At 39.9% G+C, this 24,723-nt stretch carries 32 protein-coding genes and 1 other RNA gene; 19 read left to right on the top strand and 14 right to left on the bottom strand.

What is annotated here, in order from left to right; translation table 11 throughout:
• Positions 1-119: 119 nt before the first annotated feature.
• Both ACG9ZB_RS07290 and ACG9ZB_RS07285 read right to left on the bottom strand, forming a co-directional pair.
• The gene (locus tag ACG9ZB_RS07290) at positions 120-620 is read right to left on the bottom strand and encodes a phage regulatory CII family protein (RefSeq protein WP_419325164.1); all 501 of its coding nucleotides are present in this window, start codon (positions 618-620) and stop codon (positions 120-122) included.
• Positions 621-678: 58 nt separating this feature from the next.
• Positions 679-909 carry a Cro/CI family transcriptional regulator gene (locus tag ACG9ZB_RS07285; RefSeq protein ID WP_058952049.1) on the bottom strand — a complete coding sequence of 77 codons (231 nt, stop codon included), beginning with the start codon at positions 907-909 and terminating at the stop codon, positions 679-681.
• Positions 910-1,034: 125 nt separating this feature from the next.
• Between ACG9ZB_RS07285 and ACG9ZB_RS07280 the strand changes: the two genes are divergently transcribed.
• From ACG9ZB_RS07280 to ACG9ZB_RS07215, 14 genes are all read left to right on the top strand, one after another.
• Positions 1,035-1,760 carry an XRE family transcriptional regulator gene (locus tag ACG9ZB_RS07280; protein ID WP_419325163.1) on the top strand — a complete coding sequence of 242 codons (726 nt, stop codon included), beginning with the start codon at positions 1,035-1,037 and terminating at the stop codon, positions 1,758-1,760.
• A 45-nt stretch (positions 1,761-1,805) separates the two neighbouring features.
• A complete protein-coding gene (locus ACG9ZB_RS07275) occupies positions 1,806-2,132 on the top strand; it encodes a hypothetical protein (RefSeq protein WP_419325162.1) in 327 nt (108 codons plus the stop codon).
• 154 nt (positions 2,133-2,286) lie between these two features.
• Positions 2,287-3,264, top strand: a complete 978-nt coding sequence (locus ACG9ZB_RS07270; RefSeq protein WP_419325161.1) for a hypothetical protein — start codon at positions 2,287-2,289, stop codon at positions 3,262-3,264.
• A gap of 11 nt (positions 3,265-3,275) precedes the next feature.
• Positions 3,276-3,857, top strand: coding sequence for a hypothetical protein (locus tag ACG9ZB_RS07265; RefSeq protein ID WP_419325160.1), 582 nt, complete (start codon positions 3,276-3,278; stop codon positions 3,855-3,857).
• A gap of 141 nt (positions 3,858-3,998) precedes the next feature.
• Complete coding sequence (locus ACG9ZB_RS07260) at positions 3,999-4,349, top strand: hypothetical protein (RefSeq protein WP_419325159.1); 351 nt, start codon at positions 3,999-4,001, stop codon at positions 4,347-4,349.
• Positions 4,350-4,571: 222 nt separating this feature from the next.
• Positions 4,572-5,000: a hypothetical protein gene (locus ACG9ZB_RS07255; protein WP_419325158.1), complete on the top strand. Its 429-nt coding sequence runs from the start codon at positions 4,572-4,574 to the stop codon at positions 4,998-5,000.
• A complete protein-coding gene (locus ACG9ZB_RS07250) occupies positions 5,000-5,305 on the top strand; it encodes a hypothetical protein (RefSeq protein WP_419325157.1) in 306 nt (101 codons plus the stop codon). The genes ACG9ZB_RS07255 and ACG9ZB_RS07250 overlap by 1 nt, the downstream gene beginning before the upstream one ends.
• Before the next feature lie 12 nt (positions 5,306-5,317).
• Positions 5,318-6,451 carry an ATP-binding protein gene (locus ACG9ZB_RS07245; protein WP_419325156.1) on the top strand — a complete coding sequence of 378 codons (1,134 nt, stop codon included), beginning with the start codon at positions 5,318-5,320 and terminating at the stop codon, positions 6,449-6,451.
• A gap of 130 nt (positions 6,452-6,581) precedes the next feature.
• The gene (locus ACG9ZB_RS07240; protein WP_419325155.1) at positions 6,582-6,821 is read left to right on the top strand and encodes a hypothetical protein; all 240 of its coding nucleotides are present in this window, start codon (positions 6,582-6,584) and stop codon (positions 6,819-6,821) included.
• A complete protein-coding gene (locus ACG9ZB_RS07235; RefSeq protein ID WP_419325154.1) occupies positions 6,821-7,243 on the top strand; it encodes a hypothetical protein in 423 nt (140 codons plus the stop codon). The genes ACG9ZB_RS07240 and ACG9ZB_RS07235 overlap by 1 nt, the downstream gene beginning before the upstream one ends.
• Positions 7,240-7,407 (top strand): hypothetical protein, encoded by a 168-nt coding sequence (locus ACG9ZB_RS07230; RefSeq protein ID WP_419325209.1) that lies wholly within the window; start codon positions 7,240-7,242, stop codon positions 7,405-7,407. Before ACG9ZB_RS07235 ends, ACG9ZB_RS07230 begins: the two co-directional genes overlap by 4 nt.
• A 75-nt stretch (positions 7,408-7,482) precedes the next feature.
• Entirely contained in the window at positions 7,483-7,935 is a 453-nt protein-coding gene (locus tag ACG9ZB_RS07225; protein WP_419325153.1) for a DUF551 domain-containing protein, read from the top strand.
• The gene (locus ACG9ZB_RS07220) at positions 7,932-8,141 is read left to right on the top strand and encodes a hypothetical protein (protein ID WP_419325152.1); all 210 of its coding nucleotides are present in this window, start codon (positions 7,932-7,934) and stop codon (positions 8,139-8,141) included. The genes ACG9ZB_RS07225 and ACG9ZB_RS07220 overlap by 4 nt, the downstream gene beginning before the upstream one ends.
• Positions 8,142-8,363, top strand: coding sequence for a hypothetical protein (locus tag ACG9ZB_RS07215; RefSeq protein ID WP_081316816.1), 222 nt, complete (start codon positions 8,142-8,144; stop codon positions 8,361-8,363). It abuts the gene before it with no gap.
• On the opposite strand, the gene ACG9ZB_RS07210 is transcribed toward ACG9ZB_RS07215, so the two are convergent.
• Positions 8,273-9,574: a tyrosine-type recombinase/integrase gene (locus ACG9ZB_RS07210; protein WP_419325150.1), complete on the bottom strand. Its 1,302-nt coding sequence runs from the start codon at positions 9,572-9,574 to the stop codon at positions 8,273-8,275. The genes ACG9ZB_RS07215 and ACG9ZB_RS07210 overlap by 91 nt on opposite strands.
• Before the next feature lie 222 nt (positions 9,575-9,796).
• Between ACG9ZB_RS07210 and ACG9ZB_RS07205 the strand changes: the two genes are divergently transcribed.
• The 4 genes from ACG9ZB_RS07205 (at position 9,797) to ACG9ZB_RS07190 (ending at position 12,775) form a co-directional block, all read left to right on the top strand.
• Positions 9,797-10,471, top strand: coding sequence for an HAD-IA family hydrolase (locus ACG9ZB_RS07205; protein ID WP_419325148.1), 675 nt, complete (start codon positions 9,797-9,799; stop codon positions 10,469-10,471).
• Positions 10,464-10,907 carry an RNA-binding S4 domain-containing protein gene (locus ACG9ZB_RS07200; RefSeq protein WP_419325146.1) on the top strand — a complete coding sequence of 148 codons (444 nt, stop codon included), beginning with the start codon at positions 10,464-10,466 and terminating at the stop codon, positions 10,905-10,907. Before ACG9ZB_RS07205 ends, ACG9ZB_RS07200 begins: the two co-directional genes overlap by 8 nt.
• A 114-nt stretch (positions 10,908-11,021) precedes the next feature.
• Complete coding sequence (recA, locus tag ACG9ZB_RS07195) at positions 11,022-12,065, top strand: recombinase RecA (protein ID WP_005401034.1); 1,044 nt, start codon at positions 11,022-11,024, stop codon at positions 12,063-12,065.
• Positions 12,066-12,169: 104 nt separating this feature from the next.
• Positions 12,170-12,775, top strand: a complete 606-nt coding sequence (locus tag ACG9ZB_RS07190; RefSeq protein ID WP_419325144.1) for a regulatory protein RecX — start codon at positions 12,170-12,172, stop codon at positions 12,773-12,775.
• A gap of 491 nt (positions 12,776-13,266) precedes the next feature.
• Here the strand turns inward: ACG9ZB_RS07190 and ffs are convergent.
• An RNA gene (ffs, locus tag ACG9ZB_RS07185) (signal recognition particle sRNA small type) lies at positions 13,267-13,363 on the bottom strand.
• 274 nt (positions 13,364-13,637) lie between these two features.
• Between ffs and ACG9ZB_RS07180 the strand changes: the two genes are divergently transcribed.
• A complete protein-coding gene (locus tag ACG9ZB_RS07180) occupies positions 13,638-14,483 on the top strand; it encodes a YbgF trimerization domain-containing protein (RefSeq protein WP_419325142.1) in 846 nt (281 codons plus the stop codon).
• A 60-nt stretch (positions 14,484-14,543) separates the two neighbouring features.
• Here the strand turns inward: ACG9ZB_RS07180 and lpxA are convergent, their stop codons facing one another.
• From lpxA to frr, 10 genes are read right to left on the bottom strand one after another with little or no spacing between them, the layout of a single operon-like run.
• On the bottom strand, positions 14,544-15,332 hold the full coding sequence (lpxA, locus tag ACG9ZB_RS07175) for an acyl-ACP--UDP-N-acetylglucosamine O-acyltransferase (RefSeq protein ID WP_010326982.1): 789 nt from the start codon (positions 15,330-15,332) through the stop codon (positions 14,544-14,546).
• Entirely contained in the window at positions 15,329-15,814 is a 486-nt protein-coding gene (gene fabZ, locus ACG9ZB_RS07170) for a 3-hydroxyacyl-ACP dehydratase FabZ (RefSeq protein ID WP_010326983.1), read from the bottom strand. The genes lpxA and fabZ overlap by 4 nt, the downstream gene beginning before the upstream one ends.
• Positions 15,815-15,821: 7 nt before the next feature.
• Positions 15,822-16,889, bottom strand: coding sequence for a UDP-3-O-(3-hydroxymyristoyl)glucosamine N-acyltransferase (gene lpxD, locus ACG9ZB_RS07165; RefSeq protein ID WP_419325140.1), 1,068 nt, complete (start codon positions 16,887-16,889; stop codon positions 15,822-15,824).
• 3 nt (positions 16,890-16,892) lie between these two features.
• Positions 16,893-17,387 (bottom strand): OmpH family outer membrane protein, encoded by a 495-nt coding sequence (locus ACG9ZB_RS07160; protein ID WP_419325138.1) that lies wholly within the window; start codon positions 17,385-17,387, stop codon positions 16,893-16,895.
• A gap of 33 nt (positions 17,388-17,420) precedes the next feature.
• On the bottom strand, positions 17,421-19,919 hold the full coding sequence (gene bamA / locus ACG9ZB_RS07155) for an outer membrane protein assembly factor BamA (RefSeq protein ID WP_419325136.1): 2,499 nt from the start codon (positions 19,917-19,919) through the stop codon (positions 17,421-17,423).
• Positions 19,920-19,964: 45 nt separating this feature from the next.
• A complete protein-coding gene (rseP, locus tag ACG9ZB_RS07150; protein ID WP_419325134.1) occupies positions 19,965-21,320 on the bottom strand; it encodes an RIP metalloprotease RseP in 1,356 nt (451 codons plus the stop codon).
• A 2-nt stretch (positions 21,321-21,322) separates the two neighbouring features.
• Complete coding sequence (gene ispC, locus ACG9ZB_RS07145) at positions 21,323-22,519, bottom strand: 1-deoxy-D-xylulose-5-phosphate reductoisomerase (protein ID WP_419325132.1); 1,197 nt, start codon at positions 22,517-22,519, stop codon at positions 21,323-21,325.
• Positions 22,520-23,344 carry a phosphatidate cytidylyltransferase gene (locus ACG9ZB_RS07140; protein WP_419325130.1) on the bottom strand — a complete coding sequence of 275 codons (825 nt, stop codon included), beginning with the start codon at positions 23,342-23,344 and terminating at the stop codon, positions 22,520-22,522.
• A gap of 3 nt (positions 23,345-23,347) precedes the next feature.
• Positions 23,348-24,100, bottom strand: a complete 753-nt coding sequence (uppS, locus tag ACG9ZB_RS07135; protein WP_419325128.1) for a polyprenyl diphosphate synthase — start codon at positions 24,098-24,100, stop codon at positions 23,348-23,350.
• 8 nt (positions 24,101-24,108) lie between these two features.
• A complete protein-coding gene (gene frr / locus ACG9ZB_RS07130) occupies positions 24,109-24,663 on the bottom strand; it encodes a ribosome recycling factor (protein WP_010326990.1) in 555 nt (184 codons plus the stop codon).
• Between the last annotated feature and the right edge of the window lie 60 nt (positions 24,664-24,723).

Below are 24,723 nucleotides of genomic sequence, written 5' to 3'. Positions count from 1 at the left end.
TGCACTGCTCTTCTTTAAAATTGCTGCACTTGTTAGCGCATGGGTGTTGTGTTAGATTTGTTTTGTTCACAAGATTGCCTCGATTGGTTTTTTGAACACTAAAAGCCTGATTTCTGCGATCAGGCTTTTTCTTTTTGAGTATTTGCTGTGTACTTCTGCATTTGCTTAAGCGCTGCCTGATCCACGGCGGTAATCAACTCGATCAAGCCCTGGGTAATCTGGTGGATCTCTTCGTATTCCGCTGGTGTAATCACCCCATCCTCATAAGCCTCATACACAACTCGGTTTGCTTTCCCGCTCTTAATGTTGTGTTGCATCATTGCTTCAAAGATCGATAGCTCATGATGTTTGCTTGAGTCACAATCCACTGGTACTAATGCGTATCCCATCTGATGCGCCCACACCTTTAAAATTTCAGGGTTCTGCGTATACAACATGATGGTTTCAAGCTTCTTTAAGCTCGGTAAATGGTTCGGCATCCCTACGTTGCCGTAGTTGCAAATCGTGTTATGCGAATCACCAGTGACCTGAGCAATTTCCTTTGGTGAAATTCCCTTTGTCTGGTTAATCATTTTAAAAATTGCCGTTTGAGCTTCACGGCTTAGTGTTATTTCTTGCATTTGTGAAATCCTTTATTTGTTTCACGTTTCTTTGAAGGTTTGACAAAGTGATAATTGGTTATATTGCCAATTGCTTGAAATCATTAAGAGATGGACATAACTCAACCGCTTTGAATTTTCCATCTGTCGCCGCCTGGGCTCTCATCGCAACGATCTCAGACATTCTTTTTGAGCCTCGCACCCAGCCAGACACTGCTGGTTGTTTGACCCCAAGGGCTTTTGCTGTATTTTCCTGCCCACCAAAATGGGTTACGAGCAACTGGAAAATATTATTTGTGGTGTTACTCATAGTTATATCCTCACTAGATATAACCAATATTATAACTATAGTTATTTTTAGTCAATAACTATAGTTATTTGAACTCATATAACCAAGGTTATATATTTGTTATTAAGATTTTGAGGTTCTGAAAGATGGAATTAAAAGACAGGCTTAAGCAGTCAAGAAAGCGTGCGGGGAAAACCCAAGCAGAAGTAGCGGAAGCTGTGAAAATGTCTCAGCCTGCATATCAAGCCTTAGAATCTGGTCGAAATCTGAAATCATCTTTCCTTCCACTGATTGCTAATTTTTTAAATGTTGACCCTCTATGGTTAACAACTGGTAGTGAATCAACTCCAGAAAAAAGCAATGCCGATATATCTGCGATGGAGGTTAGTATCTATCAATCTGACGATCCCGTTCCAGATGGATACGTAGCTATTGATTATTATGATGATGTATATGTTAGTGCTGGAAATGGGTATCTAAATCTAGAAAAGCCAAGCAACAATAAGATGCTTTTCCCTGTTGATCTAATTAAAGAATGTAATGTTCAACCATCCGCAACCAAGGTAATCCATGTCCGCGGCGAGAGTATGTTTCCTAAATTAAAAGATGGACAGGCCATATCAATTGATATGTCTGCTAGAACCATTTACGACGGGGAAATCTATGCTTTTCAGGTTGGGGATGATACGAAAATTAAATACTTGTTTAACTGGAATGATGAAGGCAAAGGTGGCTTTAAGGCTGTCTCAGCAAACCCTGATAAAAATCAATTTCCTGACGAATACTACTCCCCTAGCAAAATAGAATCAGAAGGTATAACTATATTAGGGCAGTACTGGTGGAAACAGGTCGTAAAGCGCATTCGACGCTAATAAAAAGCCGCTATATGCGACTTAATCACGTAATGAGAATGATTAATGAGTAAAGAGTACAATAACATTGAGGTGAGTAAATACAGCGAGCTAAGCAGTGATGAACAATCAGCTATTCACGAAATGCTTATCTCATATGTACGCTCAGATCATTTCTACAATATTGTCTTACTTCATGATAGTGAGCCTTACGACCTGGTCAAACTTGTAAGTATTAGCTTCGAGAATCAAGATGCTGCAATCTGGGTTCACTTCGAGACCATTACTGCTGAGAGACTGACTATGCCTTTAGACTTTATTTCAAGAATAGAAATATGTAATCACGAAGAACTTTTAAATACTGTGAAGCTGGGCCGGTATGAGTCTGTTTAGGTTATCTCTGGGTGTTTATAAAGTAAATCATCAGTGACTTTGAAAAAGATTAAAAACTGCGAACCCGACGCAGTTCTTATGAAGAGATCGAGTGGGGAAAACATGATTCAAGAACGTCCAACAAGTGAAATCATTACTAATAAGGAGCCACTCAATGGCTGATAAAATTATAATTCAATACTATGAATTTTGTTTCAAAACCAGAGGAAAGCCAGACAAATTACCTCCAATAGATTACGTGAAGATTCACGATGCGTTTACACTACTTAAAAACAATCTGGGTAACTTGACGACCCCATATGTTTTTAACAGTAGCCAATACAGCACGACCATTGAACACTTGGTTGTTACTACTAATAAAATTGACATCGTATTTGGTTACTATGATGGTTTAGCCCCTAATAGAACACTTAGAAATAGATTGACTGGTACAGATGATGTTCAATTACGAGGTAAAGATCAAAGTGTTAAGCATCTATGTCATTGTGTAATAAAATTAAATACAAACCAGCCTCTTTTAGCATCAATTGGCATAGAGCATGTAGTTGGCATGCCCGTTTCCGTTTTAGTTAAAACATTAAATTGGTACTTGAGAGGCCTTAAGAGAATTACTCCCAATTCTGAAGGTATTTTTCAAATTACCAACCCAGATAATGCAAACAATCCAGATGGCACTCCTGATATTCATAGATTTAATATAGTTTCAAGCCTTTATCCTATGGCGGGTGATTTGTTAGCGGAAGCAATCAGATCGGGACGGCTAAATAGAATAAGACTAAAAGGTGAGGTTACATCAAATTTTAATGACCCAAATCAGCGTTTAGTACGCCTTTCAGGTGCATTGGATTTCAAAGTTACTCCCTTGCAGCCAAATGATACCCCTCAAAGTTATTTACGTTCATTGATTAATACAGCTAATAATAATAGTCTGAATTTGAACAATGTAAGTACTTTTGCTATCATTGAAAATGAAACTGGTCAAGATCAGACTGTCGCCCTAGATAGCACCAATAGTTTAAATTCAGCCTTTGTATTAAAAAAATCTTTCGACCCTGCCAGAGGTAGGAGCGCCCACCCTGATAACACACAAATAAATCAGATATTCCTAAATGAGGTATGGAGATTATTTTAGATAGGTGATTTATGTTCGGTTACGCATTAAAAGCTTTTGATTTTTTGAAAGTCCAATACCCTAACAATGGGGATAATTTGCGTTCTCTGCTATATATTTTACCATGCATATTAGCTATTGTGTTTTGCTCAATTTTTGCATTAATCGATTATAGTAGTGCGGCAGGTGTGAATATTTTCAACCATAAAGCATTTGATAATATATCAACTTTTGTGCAAATTTTACCCGGTTTTTATATAGGTTCATTGGCAGCAATTGCATCGTACAATTATACGCCGATGGATAACGTTATGTCTCTTCCGGCACCTTTTTTGAAAGAGCAAGTTGAGGGGGGATTTAGAGAGTCAAAGTTGAGTCGTCGACGCTATTTAACCCTCCTTTTTGGCTACCTATCAGCAATTAGTATATTAAGTGCTGTCTTTATATTTATTGTTCGCCTGATTTATGATGTAAATATTTTTGCTGTTCCGACAATGTTTTACAATATTGTCTACTACGTAACAGCATTTTTATTCTTCTTTATCTTCTGGCAAATGATTGTGGTGACTTTATTTGGAATCTACTACTTAGCTGATAGGATGCATCGCCCTTAAACATTCCTTGATTTTCCATTCAACCCACCCCAGCGGTGGGTTTTCTTTTTAATGTTAAAAAAATGTAATATTTTATTTTATTGCCCAATTATAACGATTAGTATAAATATACCTATGATTTACAGATAAAAAGGAAATTAAATGAAATATTTTTTAAGTTTAACTTTATTAGCTTTAGCAATGACAGGGTGCGCTTCAAACTCGAAGAATGAAGCTTTACAAGACCAAGTCACAAGCAACACTTCAGCTGATACGCAAGTCCTTCAGTTTTCTGGACCGAATGGTTTATTAATTTTCCTTAAATCCTCAGATAACTTTGAAACTGCTTTAATGACTGATAACTCAGGCATGGTATATCGTTTAGAGCAAACCGTCGCTGGTAGCGGCGTTCGTTTAGCTAATAATGATGGAGTTTCAATCCACTTTAAACGTGGCGAAGGGGTTGTTGAATTTGTGAAAGGCCAACCAATAAGTATTACTGAAGTAAAATAATAAGATTTACACTTCAAGAGATCCCACCTCGTGTGGGTTTTCTTTTGTCTATTAAAACATAAAAATTCTTACAGCTATAATTATATATAACTTTAGATATATTTTAATTGCTTTTCTATTGACTATAAAAATAACTATAGTTATATTTATCTCACAGACATTAAAAAAACACTCAAGACTTCGAACCCTTTGAGTGCTTTTACAGAAACTGCGAGATCAATTATGAACAAAACCTTATCCCCTTTCAATACCATCAAGATATCTCTTGGTGTAGCTGCTGTAACAATAGGCGTGCTTAGCTGTGGGTTTAAGACCTCACCGCAAGCTGCTCAACCTGTAGTTGCCAACGTAGCACCTTCTGAATATCAACTCCTTGCATTACGTATGACTGGTGATAACCACGGCGAAGCGGTTATTCGTTTAGATGGTTTCCGCGTTACTGCACGTTTTGAAGTTGAAGCATTTGAAGACAGCTACGGCGTACCAGGTAGTGAATTCACAGCTGTAGACGTAACCAGCCTTGATGAAGTGACCGTTTCAGATGCCCTAGGCAATCCATACAACGACTTCACAAACCACATCGACCATCAGAACTTCAATGCTCTTATTAAGGGTTATATCGAAAAACATCGTTTAGTGGAGGCAGGCTAATGACTACTTCTACTCAAAAGTTTTCCGAGTTCATCAGCCAAGATGACGAAGGCAAGATTCGTATGCGTCTAGGCCATTCAACCTACTTTGAAAAAGGTCGCCATATCTATGTGGTTAATAAGGATGGTACCGAACTGCTAATCTCGCTTGAGGTTCATGCAGCCAAACCTTGGATCCGTGAAAACTTTGAACGTGAACGAGCTTTCCAACAAAGAAAAACTATGGCTATTCGCCTTCAAAAGTCACTTACACGTTCTTATCCAAAATCATTTAAACGAGCTAAAGGCTCACTGTTCTGGGCATAAGGGGAAATACTCATGGCTATACCTATTATTCCAGCAGACCAAGCATTAAACGTAAGCGCGATTATTACTTACATCTACGCAGATCCGGGGCTTGGTAAAACGTCTCTAGGATTTACCGCTGATAAAGCTATTTCATTTGACTTTGACCGTGGTGCACACCGTACTGGTGAGCTTCGTCGCGGAGCTGTTGTTCCAGTTCAGCAATGGTCAGATATTGAAAACATTACTGAACAAGACTTAGCACCTTTCAATACGGTTGTTATTGATACCGTGGGCGCAATGCTTGAATCCATTAAGACACATTTGCTCAAAACAGCGAATAACCGTCAACAAGATGGTGCACTCAAGTTAAAAGCCCAAGGCTTAGCAAACATGAAGTTTAAGCAGTACATCAATACGCTTTTAAGTTTTGGTAAGGATGTTGTCTTTATTGCCCATGCCTCAGAAGACCAAAGCGGTGATCAGATCATCTACCGTCCTGAGCTTGGTGGCAAGAATCGTAATGAGCTTTATCGTATTGCAGACATCATGGGTTATTTGACTACTGTAACTACTGGTGAAGGTAAAAATGCGAGAGTCATTAACTTCAAGCCATCCCCAACACACCATGCGAAAAATTCAGGTGCTTTAGGTGGTGAGACTGGTGAGGTTTGGGTACCTGATCTTAAGTTACACCCTACTTTCCTTGCAGACTTAATTGCAGATGCGAAGGCTCATATCAACACGCTTACCCCTGCTCAAATTGCATTAAATAAAGCACTTGAGGATTTGGATAACTGGAAGCAAAGCTGCGAAGAAGCAGTTTATGCAAGCGATTTAAATCACCTGACCGAGACCCTAAAGCTAGACAAAGAACACACTTATTACCAAAACATGCGTCAAGCAATGCTTGCTCGAGCGAGAGTACTCGGCTGCACATTCGATATACCCCGCGATACATGGATAGAACCTCCTGAATTTAATGGGATATCAGAAGCGCAACGTGATGAGTTGCAAGACCTCCTAGCACAAGCCGGCATTGATGTTATGACCTATTGTGAAGATCAAGGGATCGATAGCTTATTAGGCATTGAAGCCCAGCATTTTGAAAATGTAAAAGCTCACATCATCAACATCACCCAAGGACAAGGGAGAGCCATTGCATGAGCTACACCTACTCTTCAATCACCCGTGTGCTGTTAATTCAGCACAACGGGCGGATAAAAACTTACAGCGACATCAACCTATTTGGGATTGAGGACTGTATTCAAAACTTTGTTAATACGTGGGGGTATCGATGATTTTCAGAATTAAAAACAAGCACGCCCTTGCCTTCATGATTTGGCTTGAATTGCTGGGCTATGTAAAGAAGGTCCTAGCTGATGGTAGCTGCACGTTCTCAGGCAAAGGCACAAAGAAGTCGCTGAGCTATGTGTTTGTAAAGAATGACTTAACGGGTAATGCAGCGTGTCAGGCATTGTATGAAGAATTCGTAAATTACCAAGATTCTAATTATGTCGAAATGAAGGTGGCGTGATGTTTGAAACGAAAATTAAGCCCGATTATTCGGAAGCGATTGCTAAATTTGTTAAAAGCGGCGGTCAAATTAAACAAGCGGTCAATACAAACAAAGCTGAGTTTAATTACTGCAATGCAGACACGACAATTAAAAGTGCGGAGCGCCCGAACAGTCATCAAAATCATATCTTGCGTACACGTGCTGAAAAGAGTGGCTTAAAAAGTTATAGGCCTGTTGCCCCATGTAAGTCGTGCGGCACATCTGAGCGATCTGTGAAGTCAAATGCGTGTCTTGAATGTGATAGACGCAGAGTTAGAGCCAAAAACGGCATGAGTGCTAAACATATTGAAGCTGTCGGACACTACTTGCTTGCAAATAATGAAGTGGTTGAGTTCACCAGTGGCGGTCAGAAATATATTTTGAAGGTTGAGGTTGCGTGATGGAAGTGCATGAAAAGCGAAAACTTTTAGAAGCGATTGATATTTTGATAAAGCGCCCTGCTCAAGCTGATGAAACAACATTAGGTAATGCAATTAGTTATTTCACTAAATTGGTTGAATCAACAACAGGCGGTCAATTGACGATTGTGCCAGTGGTTAAATGAATATTTTGAGCAATTATTTGCGCAATTTAAACAATAAATTAGGATTTTGCGCAGATGTTTGCTCAGGAGAGTGTGATGGATATTAAAAAATTAAAAGTTGAATTTGAGAAGCTTAAATATATTAACGAGAAGCTTGAGTATCTTAACTTTGACGAGCACTTAGGTTGTTATGTTGAGAAGAATAACGGTATGCCTGTTGGATTGGCGGCATGGGTAAATGGCGCGTTTTATGGGTTTAAGCAAGCAGCCAAAGCCCAAGCGGTTCCTAGGTGGATTTCAACTTCTGATCGGATGCCTAAAGAAGGCGAAGAAGTTTTGGTGCACAGCTTTGGGCAAGTTCGACAAGTAACGCGTGATTCAAAATGGGCTGGTGGCTTTAAAGAGAGAAATTGTTACGGATGGCAGGCGGCTTACGGTCAATCGCACTGGATGCCAAAGAACATTGAATTGCCTGAGGAATACCACTTCTACTACAAAAATGATGCAAAGCAAAAAAGCCATGATCGAAGCACAGGAGCTAGCCAATGACTAACCTCCAACATATCGCCCAAGAACTTGCCGAAGAATTCGCACCACTCGTCATAGGCCAGTCAGGCACAACCAAAACATTCACGGCGGAGCAAGCCTCTGCCCTTTATCACATCCTTGTAAGTTTTGGATATAAGGATGAATGCAAGGGCTTAGATACCAAATTACCGTTTGAGTTAATTGATATCAAGAAGGAGGTGTCTTAAATGGGACTATATATCTCAACCCCTGAATTATTGAAGCGTTACGGCGTTACTAAAGGCACTTTGATCAACTGGCGAAATAACAGGGATTTTCCTGAACCAGTGATCAAAGCACATGGTCGTTCAAGCAGTCGTTACGGTATCAAAGCTGTTGATGCTTGGGAAAGAAGTAAAGGACTGCTTGATTCACTTGAAATACAGCCTTTACTATCGAAACGTTCATGATTGTCTAATATGGCGCTAAGCTTAATAAACCATTTTTCATAAGCTTGCGCCTGATCATCAATATATTCATGTAAATCATAAGTCCCCCAAATTGCAGGCAGACCATGCCCCAACATAATTTCACAAACGTGTGGTGCGGCCAACTCTGATATGTTTGTTCGCATTGTTCTGCGCAGGTCGTGTATGGTCCAGTGCTTCATTTCCACACCAAATCTTTTCTGAACATTATTATTCACAAAGCCCGGTATTGTTGTATGAAAGCTTTTCGACAACAACGTATAAGTTTTCCCTTTAAGACTAGGAAAAGCATATTCACAACTCTCTGGAGAGAGTGAAAATATAAATTCAAGGAATGGAATAATCTGCGGAATGATTGGCCTAATAATAGGCTTATGGGTGCGATCCCCCATCTTGTGATTCTCAGGTGGAACTATCCAAATCATTTGCTGAAAATCGAAATCAGATTTTTTAGCAAGGCGTAACTCAGAAACACGACAGCCAAAGAAAAGAAGCATAATTAAAATAGCTTTATTTTTTTGCGAGATGGCATTCGATCTAAGTGATGCATGGATAACCCAAAATATCTCTTGTTCTGTTAAATACCTTGAGCGTTTTACCTTTTTTACATTTAGATCAGCAGCTTTAATATGCTGGATAGGTTGATGCTTTAACTTTCCGTGAATACACCCCCATCGCATAATCATTTTGAGATTACCCAAAACTTTAACCGCCACAGTTTTAACTTCTCCCGCTATATCAAATAGAAGTTCAGACCACTCCTGTAGAGTTACATCATCACAGAACCTTTTTCCTATACGCGGATATACATGCATCTCAAATGCGCGTAGATCATCCTTACAAGAGACCTTGCCGATCGCCACAGTATTAAACCAAAGGTCACATATATCCTTTACGGTAAGTTGCTTGAGATAGTCACTCTCCCCTTTAAGTTTTAACTGTAAGGGATCCTTTCCCTGATCAAGTTCTGATTTATATTTATGCACTTGTGTGCGGGCATCTTTGAGCCCCAGCATAGGATAAGTACCAATATCTAATCGTTTGGCTGTGCCATTAAATCGATAACGAAATTGGAATACGATCTTACCCTTAGGCGAAATCCTGATAGATAAACCGTCTCTATCTGTCACCACTTCAACCTTTTCTCGAGATTTTCCATTATTCGATTTGAGCCAACTATCACTTAAAGCCATTCGTTTTTTTCAACCTAATTGTTCTATACTCTAATGCTGATATGTACAGATAAAATTTATGTACACAGATATGTACATAATTATTCTTGAAAGGTAAACAACTTTGTTGAACTTTGAAATTACTTAAAATGCTTTAATAAATGCGAAAGCATAGCAATTTCAATGGTTAGAGTGTTTTTCTATGAACCTTGTTGAACTTTGAAAAACATTGGAGATTTTTGAATGGAAAGACCGATTATTATTTTTGATATGGACGGTACATTACTGGATCTTGCCTATGATGATTTTATTTGGAATCATCAACTTCCTATCCGTTATGCTGAACAACACCAGTGCTCTTTAGAACAAAGTACTCAGGCTCTGTTTCAGTTTTATCAAACCCATAATCACACACTCAATTGGTATTCTACGCGCTTTTGGACAGCTAAAGTCGGCGTAGACACGCTCGCTTTGCAGCAGGAATTTAAGCATAAAGTTGGCCTGCGTGAAGGTAGCATTGAACTTCTCGACTATTTAAAAAGCAACGGCTACCCTTGCTGGCTTGCCACTAATGCGGACTGTGAGGGACTCAAGTTCAAACTCGAATACACGAAACTGGCCTCATATTTTGATGTCATTATTAGCAGTGAAACTCTCGGCCATGCCAAGGAATTTACTGAGTTCTGGCAACGTCTCCATGAACGTCATCCTTTTGCAGCCACACAGTGTTACTTCATCGATGACACTGAAAAAGTACTAAAGGGTGCTGAAAGTTATGGTATTCAAAACCTATTTACCATTGCTCAACCCTCATCACTAGGTCAAAGCAAGACATCCAGCCCTTATCCGATCTTAAATCAGCTCACCGATTTAATTCCTTATTTAGAGCGAGCTGAGGTCACCGCCAAATATGCGTAAATCCACTTTAGCAGAAGATGCTGTAGGCATGCGTATTGACAAATGGTTATGGGCAGCTCGTTTTTTTAAAACACGCTCCATTGCCAAAAATGCAATTGAGGGAGGCAAAGTTCACCACAATGGCGAACGTGTCAAAGTGTCGAGAGAAGTTCGGATTGGAATGGAACTCACCATACAACAAGGCATTGATAAGAAAACCGTGGTGATCAAAGAACTCTCTGACGTGCGTGGCCCCGCTCCTGTTGCACAAAAATTATATGAAGAAACCGAAGTCAGTATTACACGACGGGAATTGATTGCAAGCCAAAGAAAGTTGCATAATCTAGCTCGACCTGATCATCGTCCAAGTAAAAAAGACCGACGCGATATCAGTAAGTTTAGACAAGAAAATGATCAACAATTTGACCAATATTGGTCTTATAATGATGATGAATGACATGCGTCATGTTGTGTCGCACACGATCTGGTTTTTATAGAAGATACAGACTAAATCTGTCACTATACTGAGCATATTCAGTAAATATCCGTGACATCGTTTTGAGGTTGTAAGATGGATGATAATAAAAGCAAGGCGCTCAATGCTGCGCTAAGCCAAATTGAAAAGCAGTTTGGTAAAAACACAGTAATGCGTCTTGGCGATAACACCGTACAAGCTGTTGAAGCGGTATCAACGGGTTCTTTGACACTTGATATTGCTCTAGGCATTGGCGGCTTACCAAAAGGTCGTATCGTTGAGATTTATGGTCCTGAATCTTCAGGTAAAACAACCATGACTTTACAAGCGATTGCCGAATGTCAAAAAGCAGGTGGTACATGTGCATTTATCGATGCAGAACACGCTTTAGACCCACAGTATGCGCGTAAACTTGGCGTAGATATTGACAACCTCTTGGTTTCTCAGCCTGACCATGGTGAGCAAGCACTTGAAATTGCAGACATGTTGGTTCGCTCTGGTGCCATTGACCTCATCGTTGTCGATTCTGTTGCAGCATTAACACCACGTGCAGAAATTGAAGGTGAAATGGGCGACTCGCATATGGGCCTCCAAGCACGTTTAATGAGCCAAGCATTACGTAAAATTACAGGTAATGCAAAACGTTCAAACTGTATGGTAATTTTCATTAACCAAATTCGTATGAAAATTGGTGTAATGTTTGGTAGCCCTGAAACCACGACTGGTGGTAATGCGTTAAAATTCTATGCGTCTGTGCGTTTAGACATTCGTCGCGTAGGTCAGGTCAAAGAAGGCGATGAAATCGTTGGTTCTGAAACCAAAGTAAAAGTTGTCAAAAACAAAATGGCACCTCCATTCCGCGAAGCGCTCTTCCAAATCCTATATGGTAAAGGCGTCAATCACTTGGGCGAACTTGTAGACTTAGCTGTCCAACAAGAAATCGTACAAAAAGCAGGTGCTTGGTATTCATATCAAGGCGACAAAATTGGTCAAGGTAAAAATAATGTGATCCGTCACCTTGAAGAAAACCCTCAGTTGGCTGAAACCATTGAGAAAATCATTCGAGAAAAACTACTGACGACTGCAAATGCTGCACCTGTAGAAGAGAATGAAGAAGAGCCTGACTTTTTAGATGCTTAATTAAAGTATCTAAAAGATTAAATGTTATTACACGACATTTAGGCTTACACTAAGAAACGCCCTACGGGGCGTTTTGTTTATTCAGATCTATTTCATAGCCGATTATGCCTAATTCAAAATTTCCCAAACTCCTTGACTATGATGCTCTCAAACAACAGTTTGGCGAGGAAAAATCCCCTGCTACTCAATACGGCCTCACGCAGGTAACACAAGAAACTGCTGATGTTTTAGATTTTGATGAAGAGAATCACCCCAAACCCACAGGTTTAACAGGTTCTCGTCTACGTTCTTATGCCTTTGCAGTATTAACACGTAAGGAATATTCGAAAGCAGAATTGATTGAAAAACTGGCTACATGGGCGATGCACCGAGAAGAAGTGATTACACTAGTTGAAGAGCTTTCAACAGAGAACTACCAAAGCGATCAACGCGTAGCTGAGATCACTTTATCGAGCCAAAAGCGTAAAGGCAAAGGCCCTAATCGCATTAAAATGGCGCTTAAAACCAAAAAGATTGACACTGGTTTAATTTTAGAAGAGCTGAAAGAAACGGATTGGGTCGAACAAGCCTATCAACTCAAAGTTAGAAAGTATGGAACTGAGGTCGCAACAGATCCAAAACTAAAAGCCAAACAAATCCGTTTTTTAATGTATCGTGGTTTTGAAATGGATGCGATTATGAAAGCGATTAATCGCAGGATTGATGACTAATCACCATTCGCTCTTGACCAAGCTATGCCCAAATCACCTTTATAAATATTGATCCTATATTCACATCTAACATTAACTACATTTAATCGTTAATGAATTATAAAATCATAGCACTCTTAAATAAGTATAAATCAAACTAAATTCAGAAAAGCTTAAATATATACAAGACGTGTAAGATAAAAAAATAATGCCATGATTTCTAATGCTTGAAATAATTTTCGATAAATTAAATGATCTGTATTTAACGTTATTTTAAAATACATCACACCCAAAAGAAAAAATACACATGGTAGAGAGCAAAAAGAAGTAAGGAATAGAGTAAATGAATTTTTAAAATAAAAGTTAAAGAGAATAGCAAATATTAAAAACGCAATAATATCGATTGAAAAGATACTCTTTAAATGCTTGATATTTTAAATTTGGTTTACATACAATGTATTTGTATGCTGTATATTGATTATTATATTTTTAATGTATGAATATGGTGGCAACCCTACCAGCAAACCTTCGGCACATCATATTTCTACTACCGTTGCTACCTTCCGGTCCTGGCGGGGTTCGTAGAGTACAATTGCGAAGTAACCGGCAGGGCTACCATTGCAAGAACAGAGTATAGAGATTTTTCTCTAAGTTGCAAGCCTATAAATGACTTTTCAATAAGCATTTCATTCAATTGACTATTTATAAAACAAACTCAAGAAAAATCGCTCAATTATTGGTAACGACTAGGCTACATTCATTTACCTAAATATACGACAACAATGTAAAAGCTTATTGCAATTCATAACGTTGCCGTTTTTAATGGGGTAAATGAATTTTGTTTAATGTGTCCCCCATCAAAGCTTTATAACACGGATATTTTATGATGCTAAAGAAGCATAGCCTATGTGCCCTCACCCTACTTTGCACAACGCCTGTTTTCGCCAATATTCCAATTGAATCTCGCGGCTTAAGCCAAGCAACGAACAATAGTGTCAATCCAACCAGCGTCGCAGTAGACACAGGTGCGAGTGCAACAGCAACCAATATTAATTGGCAAATCATGCAAAAAAACCAACAATTAGAAAATGATTTGCGTAGCTTACGCGGTAAACTTGAAGAGCAAGACAACGAGATCGCTCAACTTAAACATGAGTTGGAAAATCGTTACGCTGACCTAGATCAACGCTTAGAGTTACTTCAGCAAAAAGTAGACCCTGAAGTAAGCAATACAACGGAGGATAACCAACAGGATACTCCTCCCAGTAACACCACAATCACCAACTCCAGCAATAGCACAACCGCGGCCGCAGTAAACAAAGCACCTGTAGTGGTCAGCACTCAAAATACATCTGAACCATCTGAGCTAGAAAAAGCCGCGTATACTGTCGCATTGGATGCCTATAAGCAAGGTGGTGCGAAGAAAGCGATTGCACCCATGCAAAATTTTATTAAAAACAACCCCAACAGTGTTTACATCAGCAATGCATATTTCTGGTTAGCTGAATTTAATTTAGCGATTGAACCCACCAACTATGCAGAAGCGAAAAAAAACTACGGGATTGTAGCAAACCAATATCCTAACTCTTCGCGTGCGCCTCGAGCCGTCTATCAACTCTATAATATTGCCAAAGAAGTGGATAAAAACTCGACTCAGGCCAACCAATACAAAGCCAAACTCCTTAAGCAATATCCTAAGTCTGAAGAAGCCTCTTTCTTTAAAAAGTAATTTTCCTATAGATATAAAAAAAGACACGCGAAGTGTCTTTTTTTTATATTTGGAATAAGCCTAACGCACAATGCCACGCTCTGACTGCTCTAATGAATCGATGAGCAATTGTACCTCAGCAACTTCAGGCAAAATTTCTGCACGAATACGTTCTAAAGCCTGCTCTGTCGTCAAACCTTCTTTATAGATCAGTTTAAATGCTGTACGTAAACCTTGAATCACATTTTTAGACCAACCTTTACGACGCATACCTTCAACATTCATCGCAAAAGCATGTGCAGGATTACCAGAAACCATCACATAAGCAGGTACATCTTTCACAATTAATGATGCACCACCAATCATGCTATAAGAATCAATCTTACAGAATTGGTGTATACCCGAGTTACCGCCGACAATCACATAGTCACCTACGTGAACATGGCCAGCCACGCCGACGTTGTTTGCAAAAATATTATGATCACCGACCACACAGTCGTGCGCAATATGCGTATTTACCATCAATAAATTATGGCTACCAATCTTGGTTATACCGTGATCCTGAACCGTGCCACGGTGTAAACTACAATGTTCACGAATTTTATTATGGTCACCAATTTCTAACCAGGTTTCTTCACCTGCATATTTTAGATCTTGGCAGACCTCACCCACGCTTGCGAATTGGAAAATTTCATTGTGTTCTCCAATACGTGTATAACCACCGACCACTACGTGCGAATGTAACTGCGTACCTGCACCAATAGTGACATTTGGACCAATAATACAATACGGTCCAATCTTTGCATCTGCTGCAATCACGGCAGATGCATCGATGATTGCTGTTGGGTGAATAAATTCGTTATTGCTCATGATTGCTCTATTTTCTGATGCGAAACCATAATTTCCGCAGATGCTGCTACTACACCGTCAACGGTGGCAATACAATTATATTTGTAAATACCACGTTTCTGCATAACCAATTCTGATTTTAACACCAATTGGTCACCTGCAACGACTTGCTTTTTAAAGCGAACTTTCTCTGCCCCTGCGAACAAGAACAAAGAACCTTCACTTGGTTTCTCATTGTTCATGATGAAACCAAGAATACCTGAAACTTGCGCTAATGCTTCGACAATCAAAACACCAGGCATAATTGGATAATTAGGAAAATGGCCTTGAAGGAACTCTTCATTAATAGACACATTTTTATACGCCACAATTCCATTTTCAGTCACATCAACAACACGATCGACCAATAAAAAAGGATAGCGGTGTGGTAAGTACTCACGAATAGTTTGAATCGTCATTGGCAATTCAGGTTTCGTGAAACTAGTAGAATTCGACTCAGTCATCATATTTCTATTTACGCAATTTAATTGTTGATTCAAGGGACTCGATTTGAGCCTGCATATGATCAAGTTTTTTTACCAATTGGGTCAATGGCACATCTGCTAATTGTCTTAAACGAACAACGGTGCGTTTCCACTTTTGATTTTCAAACAGTCCAATTCCTGAAGAATACGTTCCAGCCACAGAAATATTATTTGTGACCATTGACATTCCAGTTAAAGTGACATTATCAACAATATTTAGGTGCCCTGCAATTGCAGACCCACCACCCACAATGCAATTTTTGCCAATGGTTGTGCTGCCCGCTATTGCAGTGGTGGCAGCAAAAGCTGAATTGACACCAATTTTAACGTTATGGGCGATTTGCACAAGGTTATCAATAATGACGCCATCTTCCAAAATTGTGTCATCCAATGCACCGCGATCAACACTACAATTTGAACCAATCCGTACATCATTTCCAATGATGACCGAACCCAATTGAGCAATTCGATGCCATTTCCCTTGATAAGGGGCAAAACCAAAACCTTCACTACCAATCACAGTATTGGCATGAATACGAACACGATCGCCAATTTTGCATGACTTCAAATTTACATGCGATTCAATTAAACCACCGCGGCCAATTTCAACCCCATCATGTATGCTGACATGTGAATGGATAATCGTATCATCGCCAACAACGCAATTTGCACCAATGACCACATAATGACCAATATAAGCAGTATCTGAGATGATTGCAGAAGGATGTATCTGTGCAGTGCTTTCGATGCCCTGTTCAGTGTGTTTAACCTCAAAAGCATGGGTTAAAATGGCAAAGGCTAAATAAGGATTGGCAACAACAATAAAGTTTTGATGTTCAACCAAGTGATCCTTCAGATCAGCTGTAACAATAAATGCTCCAGCTTTAGACTGCTGTGCTTGCTCTAAGTACTTTTCACCATTTACAAATGCAAGATGTCTAGATTCTGCCGAATCTAGACTTGCTAATCCCTTAAGGATTAAATCAGCTTGACCTACACACTCACCTTGGACTAAACGAGCAAGATCTTCTAAGCGATACTGTTGAGGATTCATTGATTACTTAATTGCGTTAACCTTTTGAATCATTTTATCAGTTAAATCATACTTAGCGTCATAGGCAAGTGCTGAGTTTTTATTCAAAACAACATCTAATTGATTTTCTTTACGCAATTGTTCAGCAATTTGCTTCACGCGACCATCAAATACACTACGTACTTGCTGAATAGAGCTTTGCACACTGCTTTGCATGGTTTGCTGCAAAGTATTGAACTCGTTCATTTTGGTTTGATACTGAGTCACCATTTTTTGCTTATCCGCAGCACTCAGCTTATCACCTGTTTGTAAACGCTGTTGTAAGTCTTGAAGCTCTTTACTAAGTTGATCAAGCTTCGTACTTTGAGGTTGAATTTTCTGTTGAAAACTCGAATTTTGCTGTTTTAAATACGTGCTATTTTCAACAACACGCTCAAGATCCACCACACCATAGCCAGCAGCATTCACCACTGTAGAAGTTAATGCTGTAAGTGTTAAAGCTGTAAGAATTTTTTTCATATTTATATCTTTCATGTAGAGAAAAGGTCGACCTTAGAAGGTACGACCGATTTCAAATTGAATGTTCTTTGTTTCATCGCCATCTTTATCATTCAATGGATACGCATAGCTGAGAGACAATGGACCAATCATGGTAATCCAAGTAAAGCCAACGCCAACGCTATAACGCATATTATCAAGCTCAAAACCGAAGTTGTCTTTACAATATTGCTTCGCATCTACCCCAGCGTCAGTTTTACTTCCAGTCATATATAACTGACCAGATGGTACATCACACTGTGTATCAAACACTTGCGCACCTTCAGCAAACAGTACTGGACGAACTTGACGAGTCCAATCCCCTTTAAATGGCAAAGGCAAAGCCAACTCTGTACCAAATTGGATCAGTGCATTACCACCCACTTCCTCATAGTCATTATCTTTAGATCTTGATTCGCTATAAGTCACACCTGGATATTTCGGACCTAAGGTACTGTTATCATAACCACGTACCGAACCAAAACCACCAGCATAGAAGTTTTTATAGAATGGTAAGTCATTACCATAACCCAACTTACCATAGCCACGAAGTACGAAGTCTTTGCCTAATGGGAAGTATGCCTGAGCATCATATGTCAGCTTTTGATATTCAACATCACTACCGGGTAATGCAATTTCACCATTAATACGATGCGACATACCAGATGTCGGGAACACCGGACGGTTTAAAGTGTTATATGACCAACCTAAGTTTAAGTTATACGTTAAGAAGTCACCGGTAAACTCAGAACCAAACGGTGCCGATGGATTAGGACAAGTCTCTCCTACTGCAATATTTTCATCTAAACAATAAGTCGATGTACTTTTTGTCTTACCGCCATGCGCCAACAAATAATCACGTACATAGGTCGATACATACGGACCTGTGGTGACTTCAGTTTGGTCGATGTTTAAACCCGCACTAATGCTTTGGTTTTCATCAATTGGGTAACCGAAATTGATACCACCACCAAAACTATCCGTCACATAGTTGTTGACGTTATAGTCTTCATCCAACTTAGTTTTACGGTAGTACATGTTATAACCACGACGTACACCATCAATCGTAAAATACGGATCGGTCACACTTAGGTTGTAGTAATCTTGTGTTTCTGAGCGTGATAAATCAATGGCAACAGAGTTACCTGTACCCATGAAATTAGTTTGACTTAGACCCGCTTGGAAGGTTACACCACCACTTTGCGAGAAACCAACTGCTAAAGTACTGGTACCTGAGTGTTGCTCTTCAACATTAATGTTTAAATCAACCTGATCAGCTGTGTTCGGAACACGTGCAGGTTTGATATCTACAGTCTTAAAGAAGCCTGTACGCTCTAAACGAACTTTAGATAAATCAATTTTCTCATTACTTGCGAGTGCACCCTCCATTTGGCGCATTTCACGACGTAATACTTCATCCGCAGTTTTCGTGTTGCCGGTAAAGTTAATACGACGCACAGTGACTTGCTGACCTGGATTCACATAATAATTTAAATCCACCAGATGAGTTTCTTTATCAATCTGAGGCACGACGTTCACTTCTGCATAATAATAACCCGCATTACCGTATTTACGTAGAAGCAACTGTTTAACCGCATTCACTTTTTCCTGTGAATAGATATCGCCATCTTTATATATTTGTAAAGCTTTCAGTTCTGCTGGGGTGTATAAAGCATCGCCCAAAAATTTGGTTTCGCCAAATTTAAACTGTTCGCCTTCATCCACTGAAACTTCAACAAAAATATTCTTTTTATCTTCACTTAAATTTAAGCTTGAGTGATTGATATTAAAGTTGATATAGCCTTTGTTTAAATAAAGTGCACGTAAAGACTCTAAGCTTGCAGCCATCTTTTCACGTGCATAACGGTCATTGCGTGAAATAATGGATGTCCAACCACTTTCTTTCACCGCAAATGCTTGTTCAATTTCGCTTTCTTTAAATACGGTATTACCAATAATATTGATATCTACAACTTTTGCAGCCTTACCTTCAACAAACTCAATAGTAAGATCTACACGGTTGTTCGGCTTCGCTGTTGTCACAACTTTGACATCAGCATCATAACGACCTTGCTGCATGTACTGTTGTTCAAGCTCAGACTCAACCGTCTGTAGCGCTGATTTTTTCAGCACTTCACCTTCGGTAATCCCCATCTTCTTCAAGCCTTCTTCCAAGGCCTCTTTAGGAATGAGTTTATTACCTTTAAATTCAACTTTAGAAATTAGTGGACGTTCGACAACTTTGAAAACCAGCGTATCACCCTGCTTTTCTGTTTTAATATCATCAAACAAACCTGTTGCATATAAACTACGAATGGCATTGGCAAGTGCTGCATCGCTCACACGATCCCCACTATTCAACGGAATCATTCCATAGACATTTGCTGGCGTTAAACGAACAAGTCCATCAACCTTAATATCACGTACTACATAATCTTCTGCTGCATATACTTGTTGTACTGTTGCCATAGCACTGATAAGCGCCAAAGGCATAAATAAATGTGTGTGCTGCATGCCAGTTTTTTCCGATGTAAAATTTAATTCCGTATCTACGCTTTTTTACAAACGCATAAAATCATTGAATAGTGCCAAAAGCATCATACTTCCGAGCAATACCATACCAATTTTTAAACCAACCAATTGTATTTGTTCAGAAACAGGTTTACCACGTATTAGTTCTATAAAATAATAGACTAAATGTCCACCATCAAGCATAGGAATAGGCAACAAATTTAATATCCCTAAACTTACACTCATCAGTGCCATAAATGAGATAAAAGTTTGCCAACCCATTTCCGCACTTTGTCCCGCAACTTTGGCAATGGTAATAGGCCCAGATAGGTTGTCTAAACCAATCAAACCGCGCACCATTTTCACAATCGAGTTCAAAATCATACTCGACAATTGACCAGTTTTATCCACCGCCATCATGAACGCTTCGGCAGGATTATATTGTATCGTTTGTTTATATTCTGTAGGAATACTGATCTTTCCTGAGTCACTTTGTACACCCAAGACACCAGAAACCTTGCCCATATTGTCGCGCTTACCTTGCGGCATCACCTCAAGTTGTACTAATTTATTTTGACGAAGCACATCAATTTTTAACAATTTCTCAGGTGAAGCTTGAACCACTTGTACCACATCAAACCAATCATTCATCTTGATGCCATCAATCGCGACAATTTTGTCACCTTGTTGCATACCCTGACGAATGGCTGCACCATCTTCGCTCAACTTAGTCACGACCGCAGGAATTTTAGGTCGATAAGGCGTAAAACCCAGAACATCAAGCGGAGACTGTGTTTGATCTTTCAAGAAGTTTTGAATAGGCAAACTAAACGTTTTAACTTGTCCCGCACGTTCGGCCTGAATTTGGATTGATCCCGTTTCACCCACACGATCAACCAAGGCAAAATTCAACTTTTCCCAAGTAGGTGTCGTTAAGCCATCAACAGCGGTAATTTTATCACCCACTTGCATTTGAACTTGTGCTGCAGGTGTATGAGGTAACACTTTACCTACACGTGTATTCAACTGCTCTTGTGCAGGTAAGAACAAAATCCAAAAAAGTAAAATGGCGAATGCCAAGTTAATCAATGGGCCAGCTGCAACAATTGCGATACGCTTCCAAGGTGACTGACGATTAAATGCTTTGGGCGCATCCTCTTCAGCAACATCACCTTCACGCTCATCCAGCATTTTGACATAACCACCCAAGGGCAATGCCGAAAGCTGATATTGAATACCTGACTTTTTAGAGGTCCACTTCAAAACCGTTGGTCCAAAACCAATGGAATAAACTAAAACTTTTACGCCCAATTTACGCGCAACAAAATAGTGCCCAAACTCATGTATTGCAATAAGTGGGCCTAAAAGCAAAATTGCCGCAACAATCATAAACAAGGCGCTCATGCTTAAATTCCTATATTCACCACATATTGCTGAGCAACATGACGTGCGTTTTGATCGGCTTCTAAAATAACATCAAGTTGTGTTGCTGCTTGACGTGGGATGGTATCCAAAGTGTGTTCAACAATAGCAGGAATCTGCATAAACCCCACCTGTTGATTTAAAAATGCAGCGACCGCAATTTCATTGGCTGCATTTAAAATCGCAGGGGCTGTACCCCCAGTTTTCATCGCTTGACGTGCCAAGCTTAATGCTGGGAATCGATGTGTATCAGGCGCTTGAAAATCCAACTGATGATTTTTAAATAAATCTAGAGCTGGAACATGGGTTTGAATACGCTCAGGCCATGCCAACGCATGTGCAATCGGCGTACACATATCAGGATTTCCCATTTGCGCCAATGTTGAACCATCCACATATTGCACCATGGAATGAATAATACTCTGCGGATGCACAACTACTGTAACAAAATGTTCTTCGATTGAAAAAAGATGACAAGCTTCAATCAGCTCTAACCCTTTGTTCATGAGGGTCGCAGAATCAACCGAAATTTTCTGCCCCATTGACCAATTCGGGTGTTTGCACGCCTGCGAAGGCGTTACATTATGTAATTCATCTAAACTATGTTTTAGAAATGGCCCGCCTGATGCAGTCAGAAGAATACCAGAGACTCCGAGTTTCGGCTGTCCGTGACGCTCAGCTTGTAAATAGGTCGGCGGCAAGCATTGGAAGATTGCATTATGCTCAGAATCTACAGGAAGTAAAAGAGCCTGATGATCATGAGCAGCCTGCATCATGATGTCACCCGACATCACCAGTGCTTCTTTATTTGCCAAAAGGACACGCTTTCCTGCTTTTACCGCTGCTAGGGTCGGCATTAAACCAGCCGCACCCACAATCGCCGCCATCACCACATCCACTTCTGGATGTTTAGCAACTGTGATGAGGCCCGCCTCATCCGCCAAAATTTCAATGCTTTGCAAATTGGCTGCGACAAGTAGTTGGCGTAGTTCATCTACTTTTGCTTGAGGTACAACTGCAATTTGCGGTTGAAACTGCTGACAAATATCAACAAGCTCTTGCATCCGACTATGTGCCGTAACAGCAAACACACGATAGCGTTCAGCATGTTGTTGCAATATTTTTAAGGTGCTCTGCCCAATCGAACCTGTAACACCTAAAATACAAACAGATTGAGACATTTACAAATCTACGCCAATAAGTTTTAACATATATACACCCGCAGCAAAGATAGGTGCAGCAGCCAGTAACGAGTCAATACGATCCAACACCCCTCCATGCCCTGGCAAAATACGACCTGAGTCTTTAATTCCAGCACGACGTTTAATCATAGACTCAAACAAATCGCCGAGCACCGAACTAAATACAGTGACTACAGATAAAATAAGAAATAATAAATGCTGTGCGTAAGTTAAGTCTAAATAGAGGATCTCAACTGCAACCACGATGATCATGGCCGTAATCACACCACCATAAAGACCTTCTAATGATTTATTTGGGCTGACTTCAGGTGCAAGTTTACGCTTACCCAGTTTACGCCCAACAAAATATGCCCCACTGTCAGCACCCCAAACCAATAAAAACAGGTACATCAGCCACCATGGAGACATCTTCCAGAGTGCAAAAATAGCAGTCACAGCTGAAGATATCAGAACAATCCCGACCACCTTAAGGGTTGAATTATACCAAGCATCATAATTTGGATAAGATTTAACCCAATACAGACTGAGCAACCAACATAGGATAGAGGCAGCCCAAAGTAGAAGTGCTATATCGTTAAAGTATAAGGCAAGTGTAGCAAGGCCAGCACTGAGTAAACCAAAACCCCACGCTAGAGGTTTATTAACATTTTTTGTTGTACGGGGCATGAGTTTGAACCACTCATAGCCTGCAACCCCTGCCGCAATAATCATCAGCACAAACATTGGATAGTGTGACTGGCTTGCAAACATACAACTCAGTACAACGGCCACCAAAACCAATGCGGTTATAATCCGCTCTAACATTTATTAGTTCTCAATTTTATCTTGTAGAATTTGTTCCGTCGTTTTCCCGAAACGACGTTCACGCCCACCAAATACAGCTAAGGCGTCATCAAACTCTTCTACACTGAACTCTGGCCAAAGAGTCGGAGTGAAGTAAAGCTCTGCATAAGCTGCTTGCCACAACATAAAGTTCGATAAACGAAAATCCCCACCTGTACGAATCAATAGATCCACAGCGGGTAAATCACTCAAACTTACGTATTGGCCAAAAATATGTTCATCAATTTGCTCAGGATCTAACGCTTGAGATTGAACAACAAGTGCAATCTGCTTAGCCGCATGCGCCATATCCCACATCCCACCGTAACTAATTGCGATGGTCAAAGTCATCTTGTCGAAATTAGCAGTGTCTTGTTCGGCATGCAACATTAAGTCACGCAATTGCGGAGATAATTTAGAACGATCACCAATAAAACGTAAAGACATTTGATATTGATGCATACAAGGCAACTGTTCATGAATCGTGTCTTCCAACAGTTTCATGAGCAAATCAACTTCAGCTTGAGGGCGCTTCCAATTTTCACTCGAAAAAGCAAAAACGGTTAATGCTTGAATATTTTTTTTTCGACAATGCTCTACAATCGGGTCAAGGACATTTTTTCCTTCACGGTGACCATCGCCCTTTTGCATTGCATTTTTTTTGGCAAAACGATTGTTGCCATCCATGATGATGGCAACATGTTTTGGAAGAGTAAGCTTATCTTCTGAATCGGTCATTATACAAGTTAGACCTTCAACAACTCAGCTTCTTTATTCGCAAGACGTTTGTCAATTTCAGCAACAAACTTATCTGTGATTTTTTGAATATCATCAGATGCACGACGCTCATCATCTTCAGAAATTTCTTTTTCTTTCAACAATGCTTTGATGTCGCCCAGTACATCACGGCGAATATTACGTACTGCAACTTTTGCATTTTCAGCTTCGTTACGCGCAACTTTTTGCATGTCACGGCGTGTTTCTTCCGTCAATGCAGCCATTGGAACACGAATCGCATCAGCTGTAATTGGGTTTAGGCCCAAATCTGATTCACGGATGGCTTTATCAATTGCTGCAACCATGGTGCGTTCAAATGGCTGAACCAACAATGTACGCGAGTCTTCAACACCCACGTTTGCCACTTGGTTTAATGGCACATCTGAGCCATAGTAAGGAACCATTACCCCGTTTAAGATAGATGGATGCGCACGTCCAGTACGAACCTTGGCAAAACCGTGTTCTAACGAGTCAAGTGACTTGTTCATACGGTCTTCTGCGTCTTTTTTAAGATCGTTAATCATGTGATCTTCCTTACTTAATTCGAAAAGATATAAATTCTAAAATAGTGTGTAGTATAGAGA

This window comes from Acinetobacter johnsonii (assembly GCF_048551975.1).
Taxonomy (GTDB): Bacteria; Pseudomonadota; Gammaproteobacteria; order Pseudomonadales; family Moraxellaceae; genus Acinetobacter; species Acinetobacter johnsonii_A.
This window is presented reverse-complemented; position numbering and strand designations above follow the sequence as displayed.

Bases quoted from the DNA above. Each gene is read 5' to 3' on its own strand.
- ACG9ZB_RS07290 (WP_419325164.1), bottom strand. From the start codon at position 620: ATGCAAGAAATAACACTAAGCCGTGAAGCTCAAACGGCAATTTTTAAA.
- ACG9ZB_RS07285 (WP_058952049.1), bottom strand. From the start codon at position 909: ATGAGTAACACCACAAATAATATTTTCCAGTTGCTCGTAACCCATTTT.
- ACG9ZB_RS07280 (WP_419325163.1), top strand. From the start codon at position 1,035: ATGGAATTAAAAGACAGGCTTAAGCAGTCAAGAAAGCGTGCGGGGAAA.
- ACG9ZB_RS07275 (WP_419325162.1), top strand. From the start codon at position 1,806: ATGAGTAAAGAGTACAATAACATTGAGGTGAGTAAATACAGCGAGCTA.
- ACG9ZB_RS07270 (WP_419325161.1), top strand. From the start codon at position 2,287: ATGGCTGATAAAATTATAATTCAATACTATGAATTTTGTTTCAAAACC.
- ACG9ZB_RS07265 (WP_419325160.1), top strand. From the start codon at position 3,276: ATGTTCGGTTACGCATTAAAAGCTTTTGATTTTTTGAAAGTCCAATAC.
- ACG9ZB_RS07260 (WP_419325159.1), top strand. From the start codon at position 3,999: ATGAAATATTTTTTAAGTTTAACTTTATTAGCTTTAGCAATGACAGGG.
- ACG9ZB_RS07255 (WP_419325158.1), top strand. From the start codon at position 4,572: ATGAACAAAACCTTATCCCCTTTCAATACCATCAAGATATCTCTTGGT.
- ACG9ZB_RS07250 (WP_419325157.1), top strand. From the start codon at position 5,000: ATGACTACTTCTACTCAAAAGTTTTCCGAGTTCATCAGCCAAGATGAC.
- ACG9ZB_RS07245 (WP_419325156.1), top strand. From the start codon at position 5,318: ATGGCTATACCTATTATTCCAGCAGACCAAGCATTAAACGTAAGCGCG.
- ACG9ZB_RS07240 (WP_419325155.1), top strand. From the start codon at position 6,582: ATGATTTTCAGAATTAAAAACAAGCACGCCCTTGCCTTCATGATTTGG.
- ACG9ZB_RS07235 (WP_419325154.1), top strand. From the start codon at position 6,821: ATGTTTGAAACGAAAATTAAGCCCGATTATTCGGAAGCGATTGCTAAA.
- ACG9ZB_RS07225 (WP_419325153.1), top strand. From the start codon at position 7,483: ATGGATATTAAAAAATTAAAAGTTGAATTTGAGAAGCTTAAATATATT.
- ACG9ZB_RS07220 (WP_419325152.1), top strand. From the start codon at position 7,932: ATGACTAACCTCCAACATATCGCCCAAGAACTTGCCGAAGAATTCGCA.
- ACG9ZB_RS07215 (WP_081316816.1), top strand. From the start codon at position 8,142: ATGGGACTATATATCTCAACCCCTGAATTATTGAAGCGTTACGGCGTT.
- ACG9ZB_RS07210 (WP_419325150.1), bottom strand. From the start codon at position 9,574: ATGGCTTTAAGTGATAGTTGGCTCAAATCGAATAATGGAAAATCTCGA.
- ACG9ZB_RS07205 (WP_419325148.1), top strand. From the start codon at position 9,797: ATGGAAAGACCGATTATTATTTTTGATATGGACGGTACATTACTGGAT.
- ACG9ZB_RS07200 (WP_419325146.1), top strand. From the start codon at position 10,464: ATGCGTAAATCCACTTTAGCAGAAGATGCTGTAGGCATGCGTATTGAC.
- recA (WP_005401034.1), top strand. From the start codon at position 11,022: ATGGATGATAATAAAAGCAAGGCGCTCAATGCTGCGCTAAGCCAAATT.
- ACG9ZB_RS07190 (WP_419325144.1), top strand. From the start codon at position 12,170: ATGCCTAATTCAAAATTTCCCAAACTCCTTGACTATGATGCTCTCAAA.
- ACG9ZB_RS07180 (WP_419325142.1), top strand. From the start codon at position 13,638: ATGATGCTAAAGAAGCATAGCCTATGTGCCCTCACCCTACTTTGCACA.
- lpxA (WP_010326982.1), bottom strand. From the start codon at position 15,332: ATGAGCAATAACGAATTTATTCACCCAACAGCAATCATCGATGCATCT.
- fabZ (WP_010326983.1), bottom strand. From the start codon at position 15,814: ATGACTGAGTCGAATTCTACTAGTTTCACGAAACCTGAATTGCCAATG.
- lpxD (WP_419325140.1), bottom strand. From the start codon at position 16,889: ATGAATCCTCAACAGTATCGCTTAGAAGATCTTGCTCGTTTAGTCCAA.
- ACG9ZB_RS07160 (WP_419325138.1), bottom strand. From the start codon at position 17,387: ATGAAAAAAATTCTTACAGCTTTAACACTTACAGCATTAACTTCTACA.
- bamA (WP_419325136.1), bottom strand. From the start codon at position 19,919: ATGCAGCACACACATTTATTTATGCCTTTGGCGCTTATCAGTGCTATG.
- rseP (WP_419325134.1), bottom strand. From the start codon at position 21,320: ATGAGCGCCTTGTTTATGATTGTTGCGGCAATTTTGCTTTTAGGCCCA.
- ispC (WP_419325132.1), bottom strand. From the start codon at position 22,519: ATGTCTCAATCTGTTTGTATTTTAGGTGTTACAGGTTCGATTGGGCAG.
- ACG9ZB_RS07140 (WP_419325130.1), bottom strand. From the start codon at position 23,344: ATGTTAGAGCGGATTATAACCGCATTGGTTTTGGTGGCCGTTGTACTG.
- uppS (WP_419325128.1), bottom strand. From the start codon at position 24,100: ATGACCGATTCAGAAGATAAGCTTACTCTTCCAAAACATGTTGCCATC.
- frr (WP_010326990.1), bottom strand. From the start codon at position 24,663: ATGATTAACGATCTTAAAAAAGACGCAGAAGACCGTATGAACAAGTCA.